The 24211-nt window shown below is 67.1% G+C and carries 19 protein-coding genes and 2 rRNA genes; 14 read left to right on the plus strand and 7 right to left on the minus strand.

From position 1 onward, the window contains the following. The first annotated feature begins 75 nt into the window (after positions 1–75). The 14 genes from E4J16_RS05335 (at position 76) to E4J16_RS05400 (ending at position 16755) form a co-directional block, all read left to right on the plus strand. Positions 76–3282: ribosomal RNA gene (locus tag E4J16_RS05335) — 23S ribosomal RNA — on the plus strand. 471 nt (positions 3283–3753) lie between these two features. Beyond that, positions 3754–3873 (plus strand): 5S ribosomal RNA (rrf, locus tag E4J16_RS05340). A 335-nt stretch (positions 3874–4208) separates the two neighbouring features. Beyond that, a complete protein-coding gene (locus E4J16_RS05345) occupies positions 4209–5033 on the plus strand; it encodes a tetratricopeptide repeat protein (protein ID WP_240038294.1) in 825 nt (274 codons plus the stop codon). Further along, positions 5026–6138, plus strand: coding sequence for an HAD-IIA family hydrolase (locus E4J16_RS05350; RefSeq protein WP_136313455.1), 1113 nt, complete (start codon positions 5026–5028; stop codon positions 6136–6138). Before E4J16_RS05345 ends, E4J16_RS05350 begins: the two co-directional genes overlap by 8 nt. A gap of 23 nt (positions 6139–6161) precedes the next feature. Then, positions 6162–6347 carry a hypothetical protein gene (locus E4J16_RS05355; RefSeq protein WP_136194533.1) on the plus strand — a complete coding sequence of 62 codons (186 nt, stop codon included), beginning with the start codon at positions 6162–6164 and terminating at the stop codon, positions 6345–6347. 23 nt (positions 6348–6370) lie between these two features. Then, positions 6371–7276, plus strand: coding sequence for a TlyA family RNA methyltransferase (locus tag E4J16_RS05360; protein ID WP_136194534.1), 906 nt, complete (start codon positions 6371–6373; stop codon positions 7274–7276). 58 nt (positions 7277–7334) lie between these two features. Beyond that, on the plus strand, positions 7335–8219 hold the full coding sequence (locus E4J16_RS05365) for an NAD kinase (protein ID WP_136314600.1): 885 nt from the start codon (positions 7335–7337) through the stop codon (positions 8217–8219). Further along, positions 8216–10033, plus strand: a complete 1818-nt coding sequence (gene recN / locus E4J16_RS05370; protein ID WP_136313456.1) for a DNA repair protein RecN — start codon at positions 8216–8218, stop codon at positions 10031–10033. The genes E4J16_RS05365 and recN overlap by 4 nt, the downstream gene beginning before the upstream one ends. Further along, positions 10030–11343 carry a putative cytokinetic ring protein SteA gene (gene steA, locus E4J16_RS05375; protein ID WP_136313457.1) on the plus strand — a complete coding sequence of 438 codons (1314 nt, stop codon included), beginning with the start codon at positions 10030–10032 and terminating at the stop codon, positions 11341–11343. The genes recN and steA overlap by 4 nt, the downstream gene beginning before the upstream one ends. 18 nt (positions 11344–11361) lie before the next feature. Further along, the gene (locus tag E4J16_RS05380) at positions 11362–12285 is read left to right on the plus strand and encodes a copper transporter (protein WP_136313458.1); all 924 of its coding nucleotides are present in this window, start codon (positions 11362–11364) and stop codon (positions 12283–12285) included. 20 nt (positions 12286–12305) lie between these two features. Continuing rightward, a complete protein-coding gene (locus tag E4J16_RS05385) occupies positions 12306–13214 on the plus strand; it encodes a hypothetical protein (RefSeq protein ID WP_136313459.1) in 909 nt (302 codons plus the stop codon). Positions 13215–13237: 23 nt separating this feature from the next. Continuing rightward, the gene (gene murJ / locus E4J16_RS05390; protein WP_240038296.1) at positions 13238–14911 is read left to right on the plus strand and encodes a murein biosynthesis integral membrane protein MurJ; all 1674 of its coding nucleotides are present in this window, start codon (positions 13238–13240) and stop codon (positions 14909–14911) included. After that, positions 14908–16056 (plus strand): glycosyltransferase family 4 protein, encoded by a 1149-nt coding sequence (locus E4J16_RS05395; RefSeq protein ID WP_136313460.1) that lies wholly within the window; start codon positions 14908–14910, stop codon positions 16054–16056. Before murJ ends, E4J16_RS05395 begins: the two co-directional genes overlap by 4 nt. A 30-nt stretch (positions 16057–16086) precedes the next feature. Further along, positions 16087–16755, plus strand: a complete 669-nt coding sequence (locus tag E4J16_RS05400; RefSeq protein WP_136313461.1) for an NUDIX domain-containing protein — start codon at positions 16087–16089, stop codon at positions 16753–16755. A gap of 5 nt (positions 16756–16760) precedes the next feature. Here E4J16_RS05400 and E4J16_RS15655 read toward each other — a convergent pair whose 3' ends face one another. The 7 genes from E4J16_RS15655 to E4J16_RS05435 form a co-directional block, all read right to left on the minus strand. Beyond that, the gene (locus E4J16_RS15655) at positions 16761–17582 is read right to left on the minus strand and encodes a hypothetical protein (protein ID WP_240038297.1); all 822 of its coding nucleotides are present in this window, start codon (positions 17580–17582) and stop codon (positions 16761–16763) included. Between the two features lie 252 nt (positions 17583–17834). Further along, the gene (locus E4J16_RS05410; protein WP_136313462.1) at positions 17835–18542 is read right to left on the minus strand and encodes a hypothetical protein; all 708 of its coding nucleotides are present in this window, start codon (positions 18540–18542) and stop codon (positions 17835–17837) included. A 46-nt stretch (positions 18543–18588) separates the two neighbouring features. Further along, the gene (locus E4J16_RS05415) at positions 18589–19305 is read right to left on the minus strand and encodes a hypothetical protein (protein ID WP_136313463.1); all 717 of its coding nucleotides are present in this window, start codon (positions 19303–19305) and stop codon (positions 18589–18591) included. A 173-nt stretch (positions 19306–19478) separates the two neighbouring features. After that, the gene (locus tag E4J16_RS05420) at positions 19479–20501 is read right to left on the minus strand and encodes a hypothetical protein (RefSeq protein ID WP_136313464.1); all 1023 of its coding nucleotides are present in this window, start codon (positions 20499–20501) and stop codon (positions 19479–19481) included. A 6-nt stretch (positions 20502–20507) separates the two neighbouring features. Beyond that, the gene (locus E4J16_RS05425) at positions 20508–21218 is read right to left on the minus strand and encodes a hypothetical protein (RefSeq protein WP_136313465.1); all 711 of its coding nucleotides are present in this window, start codon (positions 21216–21218) and stop codon (positions 20508–20510) included. 39 nt (positions 21219–21257) lie between these two features. Continuing rightward, positions 21258–22025, minus strand: coding sequence for a hypothetical protein (locus tag E4J16_RS15660; protein ID WP_240038299.1), 768 nt, complete (start codon positions 22023–22025; stop codon positions 21258–21260). Positions 22026–22073: 48 nt separating this feature from the next. Further along, complete coding sequence (locus tag E4J16_RS05435; protein WP_136313466.1) at positions 22074–24209, minus strand: DUF6571 family protein; 2136 nt, start codon at positions 24207–24209, stop codon at positions 22074–22076. Positions 24210–24211 lie beyond the last annotated feature (2 nt).

Genomic DNA, 24211 nt, shown 5'->3' on the forward strand with positions numbered 1-24211 from the left:
ACGCGAGTGTTTTTGTTTCTTGTTTGTCGCGTGTTTGTGGTTGCTGTTCTGCGTTTTTTTGCTTGTGTTCTTGTTTGTGTTGTTTTTTTGGGCGCTCGGTGGATGCCTTGGCACCAGGGGCCGATGAAGGACGTGGCGGCCTGCGATATGCCTCGGGGAGCCGGCTTGCGGGCTGTGATCCGAGGGTTTCCGAATGGGGGTACCCGGCGCGGGTTGTGCCGCGCCACCTGTCCCTGAATTCATAGGGGGTGGGGGGTTACGCGGGGAAGTGAAACATCTCAGTACCCGTAGGAGAGGATATTCCGTGAGTAGTGGCGAGCGAAAGCGGAGGAGGCTAAACCGTGGTCGTGTGATTACCCGGCAGGGGTTGCGGCTGCGGGGTTGTGGGGCGCGTCTGGGGCCTGCTGCCGTGGGCCCGCGCTGTTGCTGGTGGCTAGCCGGATCCTCTGGGAAGGGGGGCCGTAGAGGGTGATAGCCCCGTAGGCTGAAGCTGCTGGTGTGGTGTGGGGCGTGTTTTTCCCCTTTTTGTAGCGTGGGGTTCGTGGAGTCCTGCGTGAGTCTGCCAGGACCACCTGGCTGCCTAAATACTTCCTGGTGACCGATAGCGGATTAGTACCGTGAGGGAATGGTGAAAAGTACCCCGGGAGGGGAGTGAAAGAGTACCTGAAACCGGGCGCCTGCAAGCCGTCAGGGCCTGGGTGGGCTCCTGCCTTTGGGTGGGGGTGTGCCTGGGTGGTGGCGTGCCTTTTGAAGAATGAGCCTGCGAGTCAGGGCGTGTCGCGAGGTTAACCTGTTGTGGGGTAGTCGTAGCGAGAGCGAGTCCGAAGTGGGCGTTTTAGTGGCACGTTCTGGACCCGAAGCGGGGTGATCTACCCATGGCCAGGTTGAGGCACGTGTAAGAGCGTGTGGAGGACCGAACCCACCTCGGTTGAAAACGGGGGGGATGAGCTGTGGGTAGGGGTGAAAGGCCAATCAAACTCCGTGATAGCTGGTTCTCCCCGAAATGCATTTGGGTGCAGCGTCGCGTGTTGCCGGGCGGAGGTAGAGCACTGGTTGGCTGAGGGGCCTTACTGGGTTACTGATGCCAGTCAAACTCCGAATGCCGTCGTGGTTGTAGCGCGGCAGTGAGACTGCGGGGGATAAGCTTCGTGGTCGAGAGGGAAACAGCCCGGACCGCCGGCTAAGGCCCCTAAGAGTACGCTAAGTGGGAAAGGATGTGCGGTCGCGGTGACAGCCAGGAGGTTGGCTCAGAAGCAGCCATCCTTGAAAGAGTGCGTAATAGCTCACTGGTCGAGTGGTCGTGCGCCGACAATGTAGCGGGGCTCAAGCGTACCGCCGAAGCCGCGGATCCCGTGCCCTTGTGTGGTGCGGGGTGGTAGGGGAGCGTCCTGCGCTGGGTGAAGCCCGGGGGTGACCGTGGGTGGACGGCGTGGGAGTGAGAATGCAGGCATGAGTAGCGAGACCGGGGTGGGATTCCCCGGCGCCGTATGACCAAGGGTTCCAGGGGCAGGTTCGTCCTCCCTGGGTGAGTCGGGGCCTAAGGCGAGGCCGACAGGCGTAGTCGATGGATGACGGGTTGATATTCCCGTACCGGTGGTGCACCGTCCATGCTGACGTGCGGGTGCTAACCCACGCCGGCGCCCTCTTGCTTGGGTGCTGTGCCGGTCTTCGGGCCGGGCGGTGCCTGTGGGGGTGTTGGTCTGGGGGTCCTCCGTGCTGGTAGGCAAGCGTGTTAACAGGGGTGACGCACAGAGGTAGCCCGGCGGGGCTTATGGCTTGTCCCGTCCAAGCGTGTGGCCCGGCGCCCAGGTAAATCCGGGTGCCATGCCCCCCGTGTTGGGGGGTGGGGTGAGGCGTGATGGTGACCCCGCCCGTTGGGGTGGGGGATAGCAGGGTGATCCTGGGGTGCCTAGAAAAGCCTCGGCGCGAGGTGCGCTACCGCCCGTACCCAATAACCGACACAGGTGGTCGGGCAGAGTATGCCCAGGCGGGCGAGTGAATCATGGTTAAGGAACTCGGCAAAATGCCCCCGTAACTTCGGGAGAAGGGGGGCCCGAGCCCTGAGGCCCCGTGCGGGCTGGGGGTGAGGGTCGCAGTGACCAGGGAGGAGCGACTGTTTACTAAAAACACAGGTCCGTGCGAAGCCGTAAGGCGATGTATACGGACTGACGCCTGCCCGGTGCTGGAAGGTTAAGAGGATCCGTCAGCCCCACGTGCTGTGGGGTGAAGCGGTGAGCCTAAGCCCCAGTAAACGGCGGTGGTAACTATAACCATCCTAAGGTAGCGAAATTCCTTGTCGGGTAAGTTCCGACCTGCACGAATGGCGTAACGACTCCTCTACTGTCTCAACCATGAGCTCGGCGAAATTGCATTACGAGTAAAGATGCTCGTTACGCGCAGAAGGACGGAAAGACCCCGGGACCTTTACTATAGCTTGGTATTGACGTCCGCCATGGCTTGTGCAGGATAGGTGGGAGACTGTGAGGCCGGCACGCTAGTGCTGGTGGAGTCGTCGTTGGGATACCACTCTGGCTGTGGCGTGCGTCTGAACCTCGGCCCGTGATCCGGGTCAGGGACAGTGCCTGGTGGGTAGTTTAACTGGGGCGGTTGCCTCCTAAAGAGTAACGGAGGCGCTCAAAGGTTCTCTCAGCCTGGTCGGCAACCAGGTGTTGAGTGCAAGCGCACAAGAGGGCCTGACTGCGAGACTGACGGGTCGAGCAGGCACGAAAGTGGGAGCTAGTGATCCGGCGATCCCGTGTGGGTGGGTCGTCGCTCAACGGATAAAAGGTACCCCGGGGATAACAGGCTGATCCTGCCCAAGAGTCCATATCGACGGCATGGTTTGGCACCTCGATGTCGGCTCGTCGCATCCTGGGGCTGAGCAGTCCCAAGGGTTGGGCTGTTCGCCCATTAAAGCGGTACGCGAGCTGGGTTTAGAACGTCGTGAGACAGTTCGGTCCCTATCCTCTGCGCGCGCAGGAGACTTGAGGAGGCCTGTCCCTAGTACGAGAGGACCGGGACGGACGAACCTCTGGTGCGCCAGTTGTCCCGCCAGGGGCACGGCTGGTTGGCTACGTTCGGGCCGGGTAACCGCTGAAAGCATCTAAGCGGGAAACCGACTCCAAGATAAGGTCTCCGCACGCTCCCCGGCTATTGGGGGGCGTGGAAGGCTCCCAGTAGACTACTGGGTTGATAGGCCAGATGTGGAAGCAGGCAGCCCCGGGAGGGGTCAACCTGCTGCTTGAGCTGACTGGTACTAACAACAGCCGAACACAACACGAACCCACCCCCGCACGGCCAGGCCGTAAGTGGGGGCGGGCACAAGCCAAAAAAAAGGGGGCAGGGCAGCAGCCGCCCGCAAGGGGCGGGCGGCAGCGAGCACGCCGGCATCCAGGCAACAACACACACGCACACTCCTTTGTTGTTGGGGGGGGCGCCGTTCGGGCGTGACAACCCCCAACGGTGGGTGCGGGCGTCCGCTGTACGGTCCACGACCAACCACAACCCGCCCGCAGAACCGCCCCCCCCAGGGCCCGGCCGGGCGCGACCCGCCCCCCCCGCAGGCCACCAGCCGGCCCGCCACCAACCAGTGGTGGTTGTGGCGGGGTGGGGGTTATAACAGCACAGTGCTTCAGCAGGCACAGGCAGCCACTGCCGTGCGACCACGCCACCCCAAGCGGCACACACGCCCCGGGGGGGCGCGCAACCCCCCGGGACGAACAGTGGGGGTGTGGTCGTGGGTGGGTGGGTCGTGCCGGTGGTCATAGCGGGGGAGACAACGCCCGGCACCCATTCCGAACCCGGAAGCTAAGCCCCCCAGCGCCAATGGTACTGCCCCCGACAGGCGGGCGGGAGAGTAGGACACCGCCGGCACACCCACCCACCCACAACCACACCCAAAACAAAACAATCAGGCATGCTGTCCCAACAGCTACCGGTCTAGAACCGCGCGACACCAGAGGAAGAAGGCAGGACCAATGGCGTACGACAAGCGCGAAGGACGTCCCGGCTCCGGAGACGGTCACAACCGGCGCGGGGACCGGCACGGTTTCCGCCGTCGCGAAGATGAGCACTCTGGGCGCCACGGCGGCCCCGGAAGGGAGCACAAGGCAGCTGGGCGACGCGATCGGCGCGATGGCGCCGGGGGCGGACGTGCTGGAGGTCCCCGTAGGCATGGCTCCGACTCCAGGCCTCCGCAGCGCTCAAGAGTGCCTGAGCCCCCCGTTCCTGCCGATGTAGTCCCGCAGAACCTGGAGGCGTCGGCACGGCGCGAGCTTCGCGCCCTGGGGAGGGCGAACGCCGAGAACGTCGCCCGCCATCTGGTGATGGTGCAGCGCCTGCTCGACAGTGACCCCGAGCTTGCCTTTCAGCATGCTCGCTACGCAGCGTCCCACGCAGGTCGTGTCGCAGTGGTACGCGAGTCGGCCGGCATTGCCGCCTACCTCTCCGGGCACTACAACGAGGCGCTGCGGGAGATCCGTGCGGCCCGGCGACTGTCCGGTCTGGATCTTCACCGCGCCATCGAGGCCGACTGCGAACGCGCTCTGGGCCGCTACCAGCAGGCTCTGAGGGTCGCTCAGCAGGCCGATCCCAAGCAGCTCGATGACCTCGAGGAGGCGGAGATCGCCATGGTTGTCTCGGGCATCCGCCACGACATGGGACAAAGCGAAATGGGCCTGGTAGTTATCGAAGAGGCCATCATGATGTTCCGCGGCGACCGTGAGACCCTGAGACGTCTCCACTCGGTGCGCGCCGATCGGCTTGAGGAACTCGGCCGGGTCGAAGAGGCGCAGAAGATCCGCGCGCGTATCGGCATGGTGAGCGATGATGACCCCGGCGACGAGGTCGAGGTCTACGACATTGAGGACGACTACGAGGAGGAGTCAGGCAAGGCGTCCACGACACCGGCCGGACTCGATGCGGACGACGACGTAACGGAGGAGACCGGGGGAGCGGAGACTGCCGCCGGCGCCGAGAACGAGCAGGCCGCCTCGTCGGCCTCAGCGGACAGCGCCGGGAGTGCCGATGACTGAGCCGATCGCCATTGGAGATGACTCGGTGCGCCAAGCCGGGGACGACGGATTCAGGCTGTTGCGTGGCAGCGACCAGCCGCTCGCCTGCGTCTACGACGTCGCCCTGCTTGACCTCGACGGTGTCTGCTTCGCCGGCGACGCCCGCGTTCCTTACGCCGCAGCCGGCGCGAATGGCGCGCGCGAACACGGCATGCACCTGGTGTTCGTCACAAACAACGCCTCCCGCGCCCCGCAGGCGGTAGTGGACAAGCTCGCCGCCAACGACATCTCCGCCTCCGTCGGAGAGGTCTTCTCCGCCGCCATGGACGCGGCCGCCCTGCTTCACGAGCACCTGGCCGACGGCGCACCGGTACTGGTGATTGGGGGTGACGGCCTGCGCCAGGCCCTGACGGATGAGGGATTCAAGCTGGTCGCCTCGGCGGACGATGCCCCGGCCGCCGTCGTACAGGGCTGGGATCCGGCGGTGGACTGGGCGATGATGTCCGAAGGCCTCTACGCGATCACCAACGGCGCGCTGCATGTGGCAACCAACCTGGATGCGACTCTGCCCACCGAGCGCGGCTTCGCGCTGGGTAATGGGAGCCTGGTCGCCGCGGTCGCGAACGCCTCCGGGCGTCAACCGCTCGCCGGAGGCAAGCCCTTCCCCGGCATCTACCAGCGTGCACTGCGCCGCGCCGGGGGAACCAGGCCCCTCGCTATCGGTGACAGGCTGAACACCGACCACGTCGGTGCCCGCGCCGCGGACATTCCCGGCCTGCACGTGCTCACCGGCGTCAGCACGGCCCGTGACGTACTACTGGCGGCCCCCGAGGAGCGCCCGAGCTTCTTGCACACCGACCTGCGCGGCCTGCTACAGCCTCACCCCGAACCGCGCCGTACCGTCACTGACGGCGAAGTGTGGTGGCAAGTGGGTGAGGAATGCTGGCGCGTCACCGACGCCGGTGCGCAGGGCCGGGGTACCGGTTTCCTGAACCCGGACTCCGCTGTTGTCGGACTGGACGCCTACCGGGCCCTCGCCTGCGCCTACTGGGACTATGCCGACGCCCGCGGCGGCCGAACAGAAGACCTGAACGCGCCCGCGCTTGACGTCAACCCGGAGGAATGACGACGCCTGACACGAGCAGCCCGATGACCAGCAACCCACGCCCGGTTCCGCGTCCGGAGCCGCCACGGCACTCGCCCGCGGCGGGTTCCGGCCCGGCCCTGGCTTCCCGGCTCGAGGCGGCCGCGGCCCTGCCTCTGGAGGAACGCGCCGCAGAGCTGGCCGCCATCCATGAGACGCTGGCCGCTCAGCTGCGGCAGACCCAGAACTGACATCGGATTCGGGACCCCACCTGATGGCACGACTCATCCGCATCGACTCGGAATTGGTCCGGCGCGGCCTGGCGCACTCACGCGCCCACGCCGCACGCCTGGTCAACGACGGCCACGTCACAGTCGACGGCGCCACAGTGACCAAGCCCGCGCGGCAGGTCAACCCCGCACAGGCGATCGAGATCGTCTCCCCGGACGCGGACGACTACGTCTCCCGTGGCGCGCACAAGCTCGCGGGCGCACTCGACACCCTCGCTGAGCGGGGCCTGGCGCCGCGTGTGGACGGACGCCGGTGCCTGGACGCCGGCGCATCCACCGGTGGTTTCACGGATGTCCTGCTGCGCCGCGGCGCAGCACATGTGCTCGCCGTCGACGTCGGCTACGGTCAGCTCGCCTGGTCCCTGCGAACCGACCCCCGTGTCACCGCGCTCGAACGCACGAATGTGCGCACGCTTGATCCGGCTGCGGTCGCGCCCGCGCCCGAGCTCGTCGTCGGCGACCTGTCCTTCATCTCCCTGACCACGGTGCTGCCGGCGCTAGTCGGTGCGGCCGCGGCCGACGCCGACCTGCTACTGATGGTCAAGCCCCAGTTCGAGGTCGGAAGGCAGCGACTCGGGCATGGAGGCGTGGTACGCGATCCCGAGCTGCATGCCGAGTCGGTTCTGACCGTGTGCGAATGCGCTCATGGACTCGGACTCGGTGTGGACGCGGTCACCGCGTCGCCGCTGCCCGGTCCGGCTGGGAATGTCGAGTACTTTGTGAACATGCATGCCGGACGAGTCGGCTCGCCGACGGACCTTGTCGGCGCGGCGCTTGAGCGCGAGGCGCGTCGAGCCGTCGCGGCGGGACCCGCAGGGCAGAATCAGCGCAGACGTCGTAAGGAAGGAGGCGGACATGGCGACTGGAACCATCTCCGAGACCACTCCTGACGCTACAGTGGCGCAGGCCGGGATGAGTGGGCGCGCCCAGCCGCGGCTTCGACGCGTCATGGTCCTCCAGCGCGATCTCAACGACAAGCCGGTGCCGCCCCACCGCAAGGCCGCGCCCACCGCCACTGCCGTGGCCCGGGCGGAGGCGGCCCTGCGCTCCCACGGCGTCGAGCCCGTAGAGCCCGGCTACGACGGCGACGTCGACCTGGTGCTGGTCATGGGCGGAGACGGCACCATCCTTCGGGCCAGCGAGGTCGCCCGCGACCGGGACGTGCCGCTGCTCGGTATCAATACCGGGCACGTCGGCTTCCTCGCCGAGGCCGACCCCGACGCCGTCGAGCAGGTCGTGGCGGATGTCGTCTCCGGCAGGTACGTGGTCGAGACCCGCATGACCATTGATGTTGAGGTGCACGCCCCCGACGGCTCAGTAACCCGTGACTGGGCCCTGAACGAAGCCGCCCTGGAGAAGCGGGACCGTGCGCGCATGGTTGAGGTCGCCGTCGGCGTAGACGGTCAGGCCGTATCCTCCTTCGGATGTGATGGGCTGGTAATGGCCACGCCAACCGGCTCGACCGCTTACGCCTACTCCGGTGGCGGCCCGGTCATCTGGCCCGAGGTTGAGGCCCTGCTACTGGTGCCGCTGTCCGCACACGCCCTGTTCACCCGCCCACTGGTGGTCGGGCCCGACTCCCGCCTCGAGGTGGTCATTTACCACGCCGGCTTCGGCGGCGCGGAAGTATGGTGCGACGGGCGTCGCTGCCTCGATGCGCCGACCGGATCACGCATCTGCGTCACCCGCGCGGAGCGTCCTGTGAGGCTGGCACGGCTTAATACCGCGCCCTTCGCCACGCGCCTGGTGCGCAAGTTCGATCTTCCCGTCCAGGGCTGGCGCACCGCCGAGGCCTCTGCCGCACTGACCCTGCAGGATGGCGACACGCGGTGATTGAGTCCTTGCATATTGAGGACCTCGGAGTCATCGAGGCCGCCGACCTCCGTCTCAGCCCCGGGCTGACCGCCCTGACCGGGGAGACGGGCGCCGGGAAGACCATGGTGCTCACCTCCCTGGGACTGTTGCTGGGACAGCGTGCCGAGACGACCGTTGTCCGTAGCGGCGCCGAACGGGCACTGGTCGAGGGGGCGTTCGTTCTGGCGCCGACCTCTCGTGCGGCGGCCCGTGCCGCCGAGGCCGGCGCCGAGCTCGACGACGACCTACTGCTCGCCTCGCGCACCGTTCCAGCTGCGGGCCGGTCCCGAGCCCATCTGGGCGGCCGGGCGGTGCCCTCCGCCGTCTTGGCGGACGTCGGTGCCCGCCTCGTGTCCGTGCACGGGCAGGCCGATCAGCTGCGGCTGCGCTCCGCCTCCGCGCAGCGCGCCGCCCTCGATGGGCTTGGCGGGCCGAGTCACGCCGCCCTGTGTCGCCGCTACGCAGAGGCCTACCAGGCCAGGAATGCGGCGGCCGCGGCCCTGGAGCAGTGGCGCTCCGGTGCCGAGGCGCGTCGCGCAGAGGCCGAGGCGCTGCGCCGCTGGCTGGAGCGGCTGGAGGAGCTCGCCCCCGAACCCGGTGAGGACGTCGCCCTGACCGCTGAGGCGGAGCGGCTGGACCACGCCGAGGACCTGCGTCGCGCGGCCACGACCGCACGCACCGCGCTGGCAGGAGACGAGGACGCGGGTACGGCCGACGTCCCGGATGTGACGGCGCTGATTGCGGCCGCCGACAGGGCACTCGCGCACGTCGCCGGCGTCGATCCCGCGCTCACCGCCCTGGCCGAACGCATGCACCGGCTCGGTATAGTCAGCGCGGATCTGGCGGGGGAGCTGAGCGACTACCTCGCCTCACTCGACGCCGACCCCGCCCGCCTCGCCTGGGTTCAGGACCGCCGCGGAGAGCTCGCTCGAGCCTGCCGTGAGATCGGCGGTCCCGAGACCCTGCTTGAAGACGTCGATGCGCTGATCGCCTGGGGTGAGGCCGCAGCCGCCCGCCTGGACGAGCTTGAGGGGCCCCACGGAACCGCCGCCGAGCTGACCGAGGCGCTGTCCGCCGCAGAGGAGGAGCTCACAGGTCTGGCGGAAGAGCTGTCCACGGCCCGCCGCCACCTGGCGGAGCGCATGCAGGATGCGGTCAACGCCGAGCTGGCTGGACTGGAGATGAAGGATGCTCGGCTCGTGGTCGAGCTGCAGGCACGTGACGAGCCCGGGCCCACCGGTGCCGAGAACGTCTCCCTCCTGCTCATCTCCCACCCGGGCGCGCCCGCGCTGCCCCTGGGCAAGGGCGCCTCCGGAGGCGAGTTGTCCCGCATCATGCTGGCCCTGGAAGTGGTTCTTGCAGATGCGGCGTCAGCCGGTGGGGGCCGCAGCGAGGCGGAGGGGCCCGCCCAGCACCGGCGCACCTTCATCTTCGATGAGATCGACGCGGGCGTGGGAGGGCGCGCAGCCAGAGAGATCGGACGGCGGCTGGCGCGGCTGGCACGCACCCACCAGGTGGTGGTCGTCACGCACCTCGCCCAGGTCGCTGCCTGGGCGGACACTCAGCTCGTGGTGCTGAAGGAACGGGTCTCCAACAGCGCCCAGCAGCCACGAACTCGGCAGGCTGACGGGGCGTACCGGCCTACGGTGCGGACCCGCGTCGTCGCCGTATCCGGGCGTGCCCGGGTTCAGGAGCTGGCTCGCATGCTCTCAGGGCATGACGATTCAGAAGCCGCCCTTCGGCATGCCGCTGAGCTGATTGACGAGGCCCACGTGGCACAATCCCATTCGTGAGGTTCCCGTTTTCGCTCCGCAAGCAGGCCCAGCCGGCGTCGGACCGCCCCAGCGGCATGGTCCGGGTGGACGCGCGCACCAAGAAACTCACCAAACGGCTGCAACCCGGTGAAATCGCCGTCATCGACCATGTCGACCTTGATCGGGTGGCGGCGGAGGCACTGGTTGAGTGCAAACCGGTTGCCGTGCTGAACGCGGCCCCATCGGTATCCGGCCGCTACCCGAACCTAGGCCCGGGCATTCTCATCGACGCCGGTATCCCACTGATTGACGACCTCGGCCCGGACATCATGCGACTGCATGACGGGCAACGGGTAACCATCGACCTCGACCCCGAGTCCGAGTACGCCGGGAGTGTCCGCGTGGAGGACCGCGGCGGGCATTGGCACGGTCACGCCGTTGAGAAGACTGCGAGTGAGAGGACCCAGTCCGGCGGCAGCCGAGACGACGGGGATGCACAGGTCCTCGCGGAGGGCAGCATTCAGACCAGGGAGAGCATCGACACCCTCATGGAGGCCGCCAAGGAGGGACTTTCCGTTCAGCTCGAGGCCTTCGCCGCCAACACCATGGAATACATGCGCGGCGAGCGCGACCTGCTCCTGAACGGGGTCGGCATGCCCGATATCCGCACCGCGATCAACGGCAAGCACGTGCTCGTCGTGGTGCGCGGATACTCCTACAAGGAGGACCTCAAGGCCCTCAAGCCCTACATCCGCGAGTACAAGCCCGTCATCATCGGCGTCGACGGCGGTGCCGATGCGGTCCTGGATGCGGGGCTCAAGCCCGACATGATCGTCGGGGACATGGACTCCGTCTCCGACAAGGCACTGGCCTGCGGCGCCGAGATCATCGTGCACGCCTACCGTGACGGACGCGCCCCGGGTCTCAAGCGCGTCGAGGACCTCGGCGTGGAGCACACCGTGTTCGCCGCCACCGGCACCAGCGAGGACATCGCCATGCTGATCGCCGACGAGGCCGGCGCCGAGCTCATCGTCGCCCTGGGCACGCACGCCACGCTGCTGGAGTTCCTCGACAAGGGGCGTGCGGGAATGTCATCCACCTTCCTGACCCGGTTGAAGGTCGGCGGGCGCCTCATCGACGCCAAGGGCGTGTCTCGCCTGTACCGTGCGCGTATATCCGGATGGCAGCTGGGGCTGCTGGCCCTGGCGGGACTGGTCGCGCTGCTGGTGGCCCTCGCCGCCACTCCCGGGGGGCAGACCTTCCTCGGGCTCTCCGGTGCCGTGTGGGACGACCTGATCAACTTCCTCCGGTCCCTGGTGGGACTCACCCCGAATACACCGTCCGTCTGAGCAAGTACAGGATCCTTCATGATCGACTTCCGTTACCACCTGGTCTCGCTCATCTCCGTCTTCCTCGCCCTCGCCGTGGGCGTTGTCCTGGGGGCCGGGCCGCTGCAGAACTCCCTCGGCACCGCCTTGAACGACCAGGTCACCTCCCTGCGGGCCGACCGCAATGACCTCCAGACCCGCCTGGAGCAGACCGAGGCCGCCGTGAACGACCGTGACGCGTACATCACGGCCGCCGCCGAGTCGCTGCTGCCCGGAGCCCTGAAGGACCAGCGGGTCGCCGTGGCGGTGCTGCCCGATGCCGAGAGCGGCGACATCGACGCCGTCGTAACCGAGATCGAGACTGCCGGCGCGACCGTCACTGGTCGTGTCAACCTGACCAGCGCATGGGCCGAGACCTCACGCGAGTCCTTCCGGTCGACCTACTCCGGCCAGTTCACCCCGTACCTGGATACCGCCGCAACCGACGGAAACGGCATCCTCGGGCAGGGCCTGGCAGTCGCACTGACCACCGAGGGGGACAGCGCCACCGCGCTCATGGAGCTGCTCACCGCATCCGAGACGCCCCTGGTGACCGTGGACGCGCAGCCCTCCGGGACGGCCACCATGATCGTCGTCGTCGGCCCGCGTACGGTCGCAACGGCAGGGGGGAGCGAGCCGACCGCCGCAGCCACCCCCGAGCAGGACCTGACGGCGTGGACCTCCGCGCTGACCGGGCTGGCTTCCGCGGCCACGACCGTCGTCGTCGGCTCCGCCGATGCACAGGCGGACGTCGTCGCGGCACTGCGCACTGCCGAGGCGCCGGTGACCACAGTGGACTCCGTGGGCCAGGCCACCGCTGCGGTGTCAGCTCCACTTGCGCTGGCCGCCACCGCCTCGGGAACCTTGGGCAACTACGGGTTCGATGCCGGCGCCGATGCCGTCATGCCGCCCGTCTCCCACTAACGCCGACTACGCTTGCAGCCATGACGTCCAAGGTGCCGCCCAGCCGCGCCGCCGTGCGCAACGCGGTCGGCTCTGCGATTGCCACGGCGATGGCGTCAATTGCACTTCGTGGCGCACAGTCCCAGTCCGGGCGGCTCCGGCGCACGAACTTCCACGGCCGCACCGTCAGCCTGCGCGGGGGCATTGGCGTAGCGGTCGGCGCGGTTACGGCAGGGGCATGCGCGGGACGCTGCCCGCATGACACGCGGGGGCCTGAGAATCCCGTCTCCGCAATCGCGGCGGTCACGGCGGCCACTGCGGGGGGCGTGGCCGGCCTGGTTGATGATCTTGACGCCGGTGCTCACGACGGCGACGCCCCCGCCAAGGGCCTGAAGGGACACCTGACGGCGCTGCGCCATGGGCGCGTCACCACCGGGGCGCTCAAGATAGCCGTCATCGGCGGCGGAGCGGTGATCGCAGGCGGGCTGCTCGCCGGAGGCCGCCGGCACGACCACACGGCCAAGACACTGGCTGACGCCGCCAACGGCGCCGTCGTCATCGCCTCCTGGGCCAACCTCCACAACCTGCTGGACCTGCGGCCCGGACGAGCTCTGAAGGCGGCTGTCATCACATGCGGGCCGATGCTCGCCGATCGGCGCCCAGAGGCGGCGTCCAGCCGTGTCCTCGCCGCCGGCGCCCTCGGCACGGCCGCCGCGGCTCTGCCGGAGGACCTGGCGGAGGACACCATGCTCGGTGATACGGGCGCCAACGCGCTGGGTGCCCTGGTGGGGACCGCCCTGGCAGCGCACCCCAGCCGCGCCCTGCGCGTAGCGGCCGCGATCATCGGGACGGGACTGGTACTGGCCAGTGAGAGGATCTCCTTCACACGCGTCATTGAGAACAATCGCGTCCTGTCCGCCGTTGACCGACTCGGGCGCCGCCCCCAGTGACCCGTAGGGCACCCGTGACCGCCGTGTCCACACGCTCCGCAACCCCACGATCCGACATCCCCGGAGGCGGCGGGCGCGCACTCCTGGGCGCCGCCGGGGGAGTGGCGGGGCTCACGCTGGTATCGCGGGCGCTCGGCTTCCTGCGCTGGATCGTTCAGGCCACCACCGTTGGTGCCGGCACGGTGGCCGGCGCCTATGCCACCGCGAACCAGATCCCCAACGTCCTGTACGAGGTTGTGGTGGGCGGCGCCCTGGCCGCCACGGTGGTGCCGCTGCTGGCCGCCCCGGTCAGCGCCGGCCGCGCCGGTGAGGTCTCGCGCACCACCTCCGCACTGCTGGGGGTGGTGCTTGCGGTCCTGACACCGCTCGCGCTCATCCTGGCTGTATGCGCTGGGCCCATCGCCGGCTGGCTCCCAGCGTCTCAGGGCGTCGACGCCGGGCTGCAGCGCGACCTGGTGGCGGCCTTCCTGCGCATGTTCGCCGTGCAGATCCCCCTGTACGGTATCGGCGTGGTGCTCACCGGCGTGCTCCAGGCCCACGGCCGCTTCACCTGGCCGGCGCTGACGCCGGTGCTGTCCAGCCTCGTAGTCATGGCCACCTACGCCGTGTACGGGACACTCGCCGAGGGCGCGGAGGCCGCCTCTCCACTGGCGCTGCAGGTCCTAGGCTGGGGTACGACGCTGGGGGTCGCGGCCCTGTCACTACCGTTGCTGTGGCCAGTGCACCGCCTGGGGGTACGGCTGCGGCCCACCGTGCGAGTGGGGCGCGGCATCGGGGCGAAGGCGCTGCGCCTGGGCGGTGCCGGGGTGTGGACGCTGATCACCCAGCAGGCCAGCGTGCTGGCGGTGCTGGCACTGGCACGTGCCGGGGGAAGCACCGGCACCGTAGCCGTCTACCAGTACACGCAGGCCGTGTACCTGCTGCCCTACGCAGTGCTCGTGGTGCCGGTCTCCACGGTCATCTACCCCAGGCTCGCCGCCGCCTTCACGCACGACGGCGAGGCCGAAGGCGCCGACCTGATCACTGCCCGCTCCACGGCGCTGGTGACGGGCGTGGCCGTTGCCGGGGCGGGGATGCTTCTGGCTGCGGCAGCCGGCGCGGAGCGCTTCTTCGCCCTGCTGGCCGACGTCGAAGGCATGGGTGCCGCTCTGACCCTGCTGGCCCCGGGGCTGGTGGGCTACGCCCTCATCTACCAGGTCACTCGGGCGCTGTACGCCGCTGACCGGGCTCGGGGCGCGGCCTTGGCTGCCGGCGGCGGCTGGCTGACGGTCGCCCTGGCTTGCTGGGGGGCGGTGAGCCTGCTGTCACCTCACGGCGGCGATGGGGTGGCCACCCTCAAGGGGCTGGCTCTAGGCTCGACCGCAGGTATGTGCGTGGCCGGCGTCGGCCTGCTGGCGGCGCTGTCCTCCCGCATGGGAGCACGAGTGCTGGCACCGACGGCACGCGTGCTGGCGGCGACCGCGCCCATCGCCACAGTGTGCGGGATGGCATGCAACTGGCTCAGCCGTCAGCCGGAAGGCGTCGTCGGCGAGGTGATCGTGGCAGTCGTCGGGGCGCTGGCCACCGCCGTCGCCACCGGAGCCGCCATGCTTGTGGCGGACCGGGAGATGTGCACGGCACTGCGGCGTCGTCCTGCCCGTCCCAGGGCGCGTGTCAGCAGCACCGCGGGGGAGCAAGAGTCACAGGAGATGAGATGAACCGGTCGCATGTCGAAGGCGCGGAGCAACCAGGGGCGCGTCCGGATCGCCTCCGCATACTGGAGGTTTCGGGCAGCGCAGCCGGCGGCATGCGCGCTCACTTGGCGGACTGCGCCCGGATCCTCGCCGCAGCAGGGCACGACGTGATCGTGGAGGCGCCGGCGGATGTGCTCGCCGAAGCCGATTTCGGAACGGCGCGCACAGAACCGCTCACAATCGGGGCTCGCCCCACGCCAGGCGACGGCGCCGTGGTTGCCAGGTTACGGCGGCTCGGAAGGCACGCCGATGTCATCCATGCGCACGGGCTGCGCGCCGGGGCTCTGGCAGCTCTGGCGCGGGGTGGGCCCCACCTGGGTCGTGCCCGCCTGGTGGTGACAATCCACAACCGGCCGGTCGGAGGACGGCTGACCACCGTCGTCGGGGAGCGGTTGATGCGACTCGTGGCGCAGCGTGCAGATCATGTGCTCGCGGTCAGCCCGGACCTGGTCGAGGGCTTGCGTGCGCGCGGCGCCGCACAAGTCGATCTTGCCGTCATTCCGGCTCCGAAGCGCGGACGGCAGCGCGTTGCGCCGCCCGCATCCTCAATTGAGTCGGCCTGGCGGGGAGCCTCGGGCCGCATTCTCACCGTCGCCCGGCTGGCCCCGCAGAAGGGCCTGGACCTGCTTCTGGATGCTGCAGCGCTGCTGGCCGCGCAGGAGGCGGACGGCCCCGGAAAGACCTCGAGCCTGGCCTGGGCGGTTGCCGGGGAGGGGCCCGGCCGGCAGGCCGCGCAGGCGCGGATCGTCGCCGAGTCACTGCCGGTCAACCTGCTGGGACGCCGTGAGGACGTGCCCGCGCTTTTGGAGGCGGCCGACGTCGTCGTGCAGACCAGTCTGTGGGAGGGGCAGCCGATCGCGCTTCAGGAGGCCTTGCAGGCCGGTGCCGCCGTGGTCGCGACCGACGTGGGAGGAACGGCCGCCACCGCCCGTGGGGGCGCCATCCTGGTGCAGCCGCAGCCGCAGCTCCTCGCAGACACTATTGCCGGGCTGCTGAGAGACAACGGGGCCCGCGACCGGGTGAGGAAGCGGGCGCGGCATGCCGCCGAAAGGCTGCCGGATGCAACCGATCTGGCCGCCCAGCTTGACGCCGTCGTTGCCCACCGCTGAAATGACCCGAACCTAAGGAGCGAACAATGAATCAGCCGAGCAGACTCAGGGGATGTCCACGATCTGACGCGCCGAGTCGTCAGCCATGAGCGTGCCTGGTCGGGGCCGATCTTCACGGTCGACGACGATGCCGTGGTACTCGCTGACGGGCTCGCCCCAGTGCGGCGCCAGACGGTAGCCCACCACGATGCCGTGAACATCGTGGCGCTGCGGGAGGGCAGTGACTCCTCACAGGCGGATGCCGCGGCGGAGATCCTCATGGTGCGCCAGTACCGCCATCCCGTGCGGGCCATGCTGTGGGAGATCCCGGCCGGTCTGCTGGACGTACCGGGGGAGCAGCCGCTGGTGGCCGCACAGCGCGAGCTGGCCGAGGAAACCGACTACATGGCGGCGCGCTGGGACTTGCTGGTCGACTCCTACGCCTCACCGGGCTTCACCACCGAGGGGGCGCGCAGCTTCCTAGCCCGTGAGCTGACCCTGCTGCCGGAGGAGGCACGGACCGTCCGCGAGGCCGAGGAGGCGGAGTTCGTGCCCACCTGGGTGCGCTTTGACGACGCCGTGGATGCGGTCATGCGCGGCCTGCTGCACAACCCCTCAACCGTGATCGGCATTCTCGCCGCCGCACGCGCGCGCGATCGCGGCTACACCTGTCTGCGCCCCGCCGACGCCGAGTGGCTGCGCAGCCCGGAGAGCCTGTGAAGCCCTCATGGCTCCTTGGTTGGCCTGGTGTTGAGGGTTTGGATTTCGGCTACGGGGATGTTGGTGGTTGTGGTGGTGGTGTGGGTGTTCATGGTGCCGGTGGCGCCGTCGGTGGCGGTGTAGGTGATGGTGTAGGAGACCTTGACGTCTACCGGGGTGGTGTTGTCCTTGAAGTGTGCGCTGGAGCGGTCGAAGACGATGATGCAGTCGGTGCCCTTGGTGTCGTTGTCCTGGGTCCAGGGGATGCCGAAGCTGGTGCAGGAGGCGGTGCCGTCCTTGGGCTGGAGCGTCAGCCGGGACGCCGTGGCGGTGATGGTGGCGGTCACCGGGCCGGCGGTTGCGGTCACGCGTACTTCCTTGGGGGTGTCGCCGGTGGCCCAGATCCAGGTGTCCATGCCAACGACCGTGGCTTGCATGTCTCCTACCGTGGGGTTGTAGCCGATTGTGGCCGTAGGAATCGTCACCGCGTCCCACGCCGCCCGCGCCAGGGTGGCGCCGTCGATCACCGGGTCCGGGGGCGTGCCGCCAGCGGGCACCCACACCGGGCCGTTCTCGGCGAAGTACTTGTCGGAGATCGCGAAGTACTCCTCGATGTCGTTGTATTCGAGGTACTCTGATGAGCAGGCCGGGCCGTACCAGTGGCCCTCAGTGTCGTCAGCGTGGGATTCGTAATCCGGGTAGCGTTCCTTGTGCTGCTCTACGGTTTTACCGCCGGCGTCGAAGTGCCTGATATCCCAAGCCGCCTGCCCGGAGTCAAACCACTCCGCCAGCTCCTTTCCGCTTGATCCCTGCTCGTACCAGCACACCGGGTGTACCGAGCTTGCCACCGTTTGCGAGGAGACCGTTGTCCCGCCTGCCCCAGAGCCATCCGACGCAGCCGACACATACTCCGCCGACACCGCAATCTGCACCGAACCATCCCCACCCGACGAAACCGAACCAGAAGACGAACTCGCATCGTTTCGTCCACCAACTCCTGCGGCGTGCGCAGGCGCGTTGACGCCTAATAGGAGGGGCGCTAGAAATGAGATAACTATTATTGCGACGAGGCTGTCTTTCTTGTGCTTAGTCTCCATGGTTTAGGCCTCGCACTTGTTGGTGGAGAGTGTTTTTTCTGTGGCCGTGCGCCACGTTTCTCCGTCGAAGATCAGCGTAACTATTCTCTCGTAGCGTCCCTGGAGTGTCTCAGGGTCGGTGTTTTCTTGGCCTGAGGTGTCAAAAGAGTTCAGGTCCGCTTGATCGCTGCAGACTCTGACTTCGGCCTTTGCGTTGGCAGGGTCTGGAGATGTGATGAGTGCCGAAATGACCGCTACGCGCAAACCGCCACTGACGGTCTCGCCTGCGATAGGGTCGTAATGATCTTTGAAACTCTGATACGCCTCTGCGGTCATGAGCGGTTGGGCGTTTTCTACGCCGGTGCCGGTGAACCAGATGTTCCAGGTGACCTGGTCGTAGTTGATGAAGGCCTTGAGGACCTCGGTCTGCTGGGCGTCCAGGTCCTCGGGGATGTAGGTGACTATGTAGCGGTCGGTGGACAGCGACTCCGCGGTTACCACGCCCGCCGCCTCCGCGGAGGCCGCGGCGGACGCGGACGCAGCCGCCGCTGCGGCCGACTCCGAGGCCTTGGCCGAGGCCATTGCCGCGGGATCAAAAGTGCCGATGCCCAGGGGGTTGTCGTCAGAGTCGGACGAGCACGCGGCCAGGGGCGCGCAGGCCAGTAGCAGCGTCAGCAGGCCGAGGATTGGCCGGTGTCGACAGGGGCGGGACAGGTGTGTTGATAGTTGCATGCTAGAGGGCTCTCCTTTGCAGCGCGGGGTGGGTGGTAGGGGTTGGTTAGTCGTCTGGGGCGGTGGCTGTGTCCTCGGTTTCGGGCGTGGGCGAGGGAACTACGACGCGTGTACTGGTGGTGGAGGCCAGTTCGGGGATCTGTGCCAGGGCGGGTTGGAGGACTGTGTGGAAGTTGCTGGCCTGCTTGTCCAGGTTCTCTGGTGGGCCCCAGTAGGTCAGGCGGGCCAGGAGCACCTGGGTGTCGTTGTACTTCCAGGCCACGTAGATCTCTACGCTGTCGGTCCAGGCCCAGCCCTCGCCCTCCAGGCCCTCGAAGGTCACCTCCCTGGCAGTGTCGGGGTACTCGGTGGGAATGTCATCAAACTCCACCAACCCATAGCCGGTATCCAAGCGTGTGTCGATGCCGTAGCTAATCTTGATCTGTCCGAACGGGTTGCTGTTGGACAGTGCGTCGCAGCGGTAGCTATATCCGGTCTCTCCGGTTTCAACGTTCGATGTGGGGCTGGTGATGTAGTCATACCAGTAGGTGTCGAATCCGAGGGTGTTCTGTAGGTCCTGGTTGGGGAAGACGCCACAGATCGTCTCATCCGCCAGCGGCGTGTCCGGCGGCGGCGTGGGCTCGTCCGTGCCGCTAATGACATCACAGGCGCCTAAAGAGACGACTAGGCACAGTGCCGCGATGACTCGACCGTGCCACCACCGGGATTGCCGCCTGGCGGTGTTCCCCGCCTGTCCTGCTCCTCTTGATTGTGATGTCGCCATCTTTCCCTCCCACTCCGTCACCGCTCTGTATCAAGAGGAGTCCGTAGTCGATGCCTGCGTCATTGCCGCGATCCGAGTCACAGGTACGTTTTCTGGGTCTTGTCCGGGGTTGTGAACGCACCTGGACGCCGGGTCCCGGGACGGCAGTCCGGCCATTCTTGCAGTATTTGGTTTCATGGTTGTTTGGTTGGTTTGGTGTTGAGGGTTTGGATTTCGGCTACGGGGATGTTGGTGGTTGTGGTGGTGGTGAGTGGGGTGAGGGTGCCGGTTTGTCCGGTGGTTGAGGTCCAGTTGGCGGTGTAGTGGATGCTGATGTCCATTGGGGTGGTGGAGTCTTCCTGGTTGGCGGAGCTGCGGGTGAACATGATCATGCAGTTGGTGCCCAGGTAGTCGTTCTGTTCGGTCCAGGGGGTGCCGAAGCCGGTGCAGTCGATCTCGCTGTCGGGGGCTGAGAGGTCGAGCTTGGTGGAGGCGGCGGTTACGGTCACGCTGGTGGATGCGGCGGTGGCCTGGATTTCTACTTTTGTGGGGGTGTTGTTGGTGGTCCAGATCCAGGTGGCGAAGCCGACTATGGTGGCTTGGCTATCGCCGATCTTGGGGTTGTAGTCGATGGCGGGTGCGGGGATGTCGACGCTTTCCCAGACGGTGGTGGCCAGGGTGGTGGGGTCGATGTGCGGTGCTGGTGGGTTGTCGTTGTAGGCGACCCAGATGACTGTGGGGTTGTTGTTTACGAACTCGTGTTGTGCGTCGACGAAGCTTTGGGTGTCGGGGAAGACTGAGGGGTCGCAGTAGGAGCGCCACCATTGGCCGTTGGTGTCGTCGGCGTGGTCTTCCCAGTCGGGGTATAGGGGTTTGAGTCCGGGGGCGGTTTTAGGGGTGTTGCGGTAGATTTCTGCCATCTCGGGGCCGGTGAAGGTAGGTTTGTAGCCACATGAGGGCGGGACTTGTACGGACTGGGTGGAGGAGGCGGTGGTCTGGCTGGTTGGTGTGCTGCCGGGGGAGGTGTAGGTGATGGTCACTGAGGCCTCGATCGAGCCCCCGCCATCACCGGACGACGAGACACCAGCAGACGAGGAACCAACCTGAGAGCCTTGGTTTGGAGCCTCCTGCTCTGCGTGGGGGTTGTCGGTGATTAGGAGGGCGGATGTCAGGGCAAGGAAGGTGGCGAGCAGGACATGGATCTTCCGGGTACGCATCCGGCATCACTCCACAGTGCAGTTTTCATTGGAAATCACGGTCTCTGCGGTGGTGAGCCAGCTGGAGTCAGGGCCGGGGACCATGATTACGTGATATTCGGCGTAGCTTGGGTAGTCGGGTCCGGTGATGTCGTTGCCGTCGGCGTCCGTGACGGTGACCTGGGTGCGGTCGCTGCACTTGCTCAGTTCTGCGTAGGTGCCGTCTTCTGCCACGGATACCTCGGTGATCGTTACTTGCAGGGGTGGGTTCGCGCGTCGGCCGTTCAGGGAGTGGGCGTCCTGCTCAATCGTGCCCAGCACGTCGCCTGTTGCGACGGCGGGGAGGTCGTCGAGGCCTTCGCCGGTTGACCAGATGCGCCAGGTGACCTGGTCGTAGGCGACGTAGTCGACCAGTGCCTTGGTCTGGGCGTCGGTGAGGTTCTCGGGGATGGAGACTACGTGGTAGCCCAGCTCCTGGTCGGACAGCGACTCAGGTGTGGGGGCCGCGGCCTGCGCCGAGGCCTCAGCCGAGGCTGCCGCGGATGCGGATGCCGCTGCTGAGGCTGATTCGGAGGCCTTGGCCGAGGCCATTGCCTCGGGGTCGAAGGTGCCGATGTCTAGGGGGTTGTTGTTGGAGTCGGAGGAGCATGCTGTTAGGGGTGTGCAGGCCAGGAGGAGGGTGAGGAGGCCTGCTGTCAGGCGGTGGTGGGGTCGGTCGGTGTGGGTTGGGGGCTGCATGGTGGGTGGTCTCCTTGTTGGTGTGGGTGTTGGCTGGTGTTAGTTGTTTGGGGTGTTTGTGGGGGTGGGTGAGGGTAGGGGTGTGGGGTAGGCGTAGTAGGGGCGGGCTTGTTCCATGGTTTTGTCTAGTCCGGGGATGGGCTGGTTCTGGCAGAGCCAGGGGAGTGCTGATTGGGTTAGGGCGATGAGGTTTTCTCGCATGTCCCCGGCCATGGCCGAGGCGTTGTCGATGCTCATGGCCAGGTAGTGGTCCCCGCAGGTGAACACGGTGCTGCCGTAGTCGTACTCGGCGCCGGGGCTGGAGGTGTGGGCCTCACCCTCCCCGTCGATGCCGTCGAAGGTGAACGTGGATTCCTCCCGCCCTGAAGCCAGAAAATACCATGGGTCGCGGTCGTCGTAGATGTACCAGAACTCCGAGTAGAAGACGCTGCTGTCCTGGCCGGGGACGTCCACACGGCACTCGGGGGCGGTGGTTCTGTTCTTGTCTGAGGCCCTGATGGTGATGTTGGGGCCGAACATGGCGTGCAGGGCTGTGTCGGGGATGCCGGGGCAGGTGTACTTTGCGTCCTTGTCGGTGGGGGCGGTGGTGGGTACTACTGCGGTTGCCGGGGCCGCGGAGGGTGAGGCCTGGGTGTTGCCGGGTGTGATGGTGCAGCCGGCCAGTGCCAGGCACGCGGCCGTCAGCGCTGTGAGCGTTGTCAGGGTGGTGCGGTCTGCTGGGAGACGGCGGTGCTGGCTGTTTGTGGGTATGCGCCTGTGGTGTTTGCGGTGGTTGTCGGCGCGTGTGGGGGGTTGTTTTGGTGGCATGGCTGGTCCTTCGTGGCTCGTTCTTGCCTGGTGATGGGTGGGGGCGTGTTAGTCCTCCTCATCGTCCTTTCCCCAGGTGTGGCTGGGGGCGGTGTTGCTGTCGGGGTTGGTGGTGCCCCAGCCTTCCTTGAACCCACCTTTTCTGGTTTCGGTGAGGTCGAGGTCGGGGTTAGTGGGGCTGTAGAGGTTGTTGCCGACCTCCTCCAGGCCGGCACCGGTGTTGGGGTCTGCCAGCTGCTCGGGGGTCATGTTCTGGGTGAGGTTGTTGCCGTCCTGGTCGATGACTCTGAGGGCGTCGACGCTTGTGCCGGCGTTTTCGAGGGTGGCTTTGAGGTCGTCTTGGGTGTATAGGCCGGAGTTGAGCAGGGCCAGGGTGAGCTGGCGGTTGTTGGCGTTGATTGCGGTGTTCTCGATCTCTTCGGCTTGGTTGCGGGCCTGGTCGGCGTTGTCGGTGCTGAAGGGCTCGCCCAGGTCGACGCCGAGGGACAGCACTGGCCCGGCCACGGGTATGAGTCCGGCCAGGAATGAGGTGACAGAGTTGGCGTCGTCGCTGGCGGAGTCGTCCTTCTCGGCCATGGCCACCAGCTGGTGGGCGGCGGCCCCGGCGAAGAAGGCGTTGGTCCGACTCTGAGATCTGACAGCCTTTGTGAGGGCGGCGGCGTCGCCGGTGGTGTTGTACTGGTTGACGGCGTCCTGGAGCTGCTGGGTGTGGTAGTCGGTCATGGCGCCGCCTAGGGTGGTTGAGGCCCACTGGTCCAGGGTGACCTGGCCGATGAGGTTGGTCAGGGCCCGGTCGGTGAACTTCGGGTAGTAGGTGGTGGTGCCGTCGGCGTTGACGTTGCTGCCCAGTGGGCCGCCGGTGTTGCCTTTATCGGTGGAGGCGTCTACGCCTTGGGGGTAGCGGGCCATGACCGCGGCGACGGACTGGCGGGCCTCGGGGGACAGGTTCAGGGGGTCGGTGCCGGAGCCCAGGCCGTTGAGGATGCCGGAGGTGGCGGTGGCACGGGCGGAGCTCTTGTACTGCCTTGCAGGATCGGCCATGCCCGTGGAGGGGAGTTGGTCGATCTGGTTGGCGAGCATGGCCCAGTCGGTGGTCCAGGACTGGTCTGTCAGGCCGCCGGTCTCAATGAGCTGCTGGATGCGCTTGGCGTGCTCGACGGACTGGGAGGTGGTGACCGGTTCGGTGGTGCCGTCCGGGTTGGTGACCAGCCACTTGGTGGCGGCGTCGGGGTTGCCGGTCATGGCATGCACGACCCCGGCCAGCGGGTTGTCTGTAGGGCCTATAGGGAACTGTTTGTCATATGCGTCCCGCCCCTGGGGCTGATAGCGCCCTGGATCGGGGTTGAAGTTCTCCAGCCGGTTGGCGAGTGTGAGTAGTAGCTGGTCGTTGTAGTTAAGGCCGATGTCCTCGGGGGTGCCGTCGGAGTCGATGTCGGCGGGACGGGAGGCGGCGAGCATCTGGTTCAGCGCACCTATGCGCAGAGGCTTGCCCTTCTCCTCCGCATAGTTCACGAGCCGGTTGGCGTAGGCCTCGGCCTTGTCGTCGTCCCAGGTCATTGAGGCGGTGGCAAGCACGTGCCCCAGAGCATCGGCCAAGTCCTCGCCCGCGTTCGGACGGTCGCTGGTGCTGATGCCCTGTGGGTGAGTGAAGGTCAATTGGTCTTGGGTGTCTCCGGGCAGGTCCAGCAGGCGGCCGGGTCCGATGTTGTTCAGGATGGTGTTGGCGTAGACCGCGTCGCCTTGGTTGGCCTGGACGCGCCCGATGAGCTCGTCCCACTCCTCGGGGGTGCAGCCGTTGATGGAGTAGTCCACCATGGTCTGGGCGTCGGCGCGGGCCTGGTTGACCTTGTCCACCTGGTTGTGCGTTTTGATGTTCTCGGGGGTGTCCTCGGTGCCTTCGGGCAGCCAGTAGCAGATCGTGCCGTCCGCGGCGGTGGTGGTTATGCCGCCCTCGTTCGCGGCCTTGGCCGCGTCCAGGCGGGCTTGCAGGGAGTTGATCTCAGTCTCCAGGGCGCTGGCGTGTTGGCCGGCCGTGTTGGAGCGCCCGCTCAGCTTGGCGGGATAGTCCTGTACCCGGTTGGTGCTGGTTACCGTTTCCCAGCTGGTCTCGGACTGGTCCTTGTAGTCGGTCAGCTTGTCGATGATGTCCTGGACGCCATCGGCGTCAAGCGATACATAAGTCATTG

The sequence above is a fragment of the Actinomyces procaprae genome (genome assembly GCF_004798665.1).
In the GTDB taxonomy this organism is placed as follows: domain Bacteria; phylum Actinomycetota; class Actinomycetes; order Actinomycetales; family Actinomycetaceae; genus Actinomyces; species Actinomyces procaprae.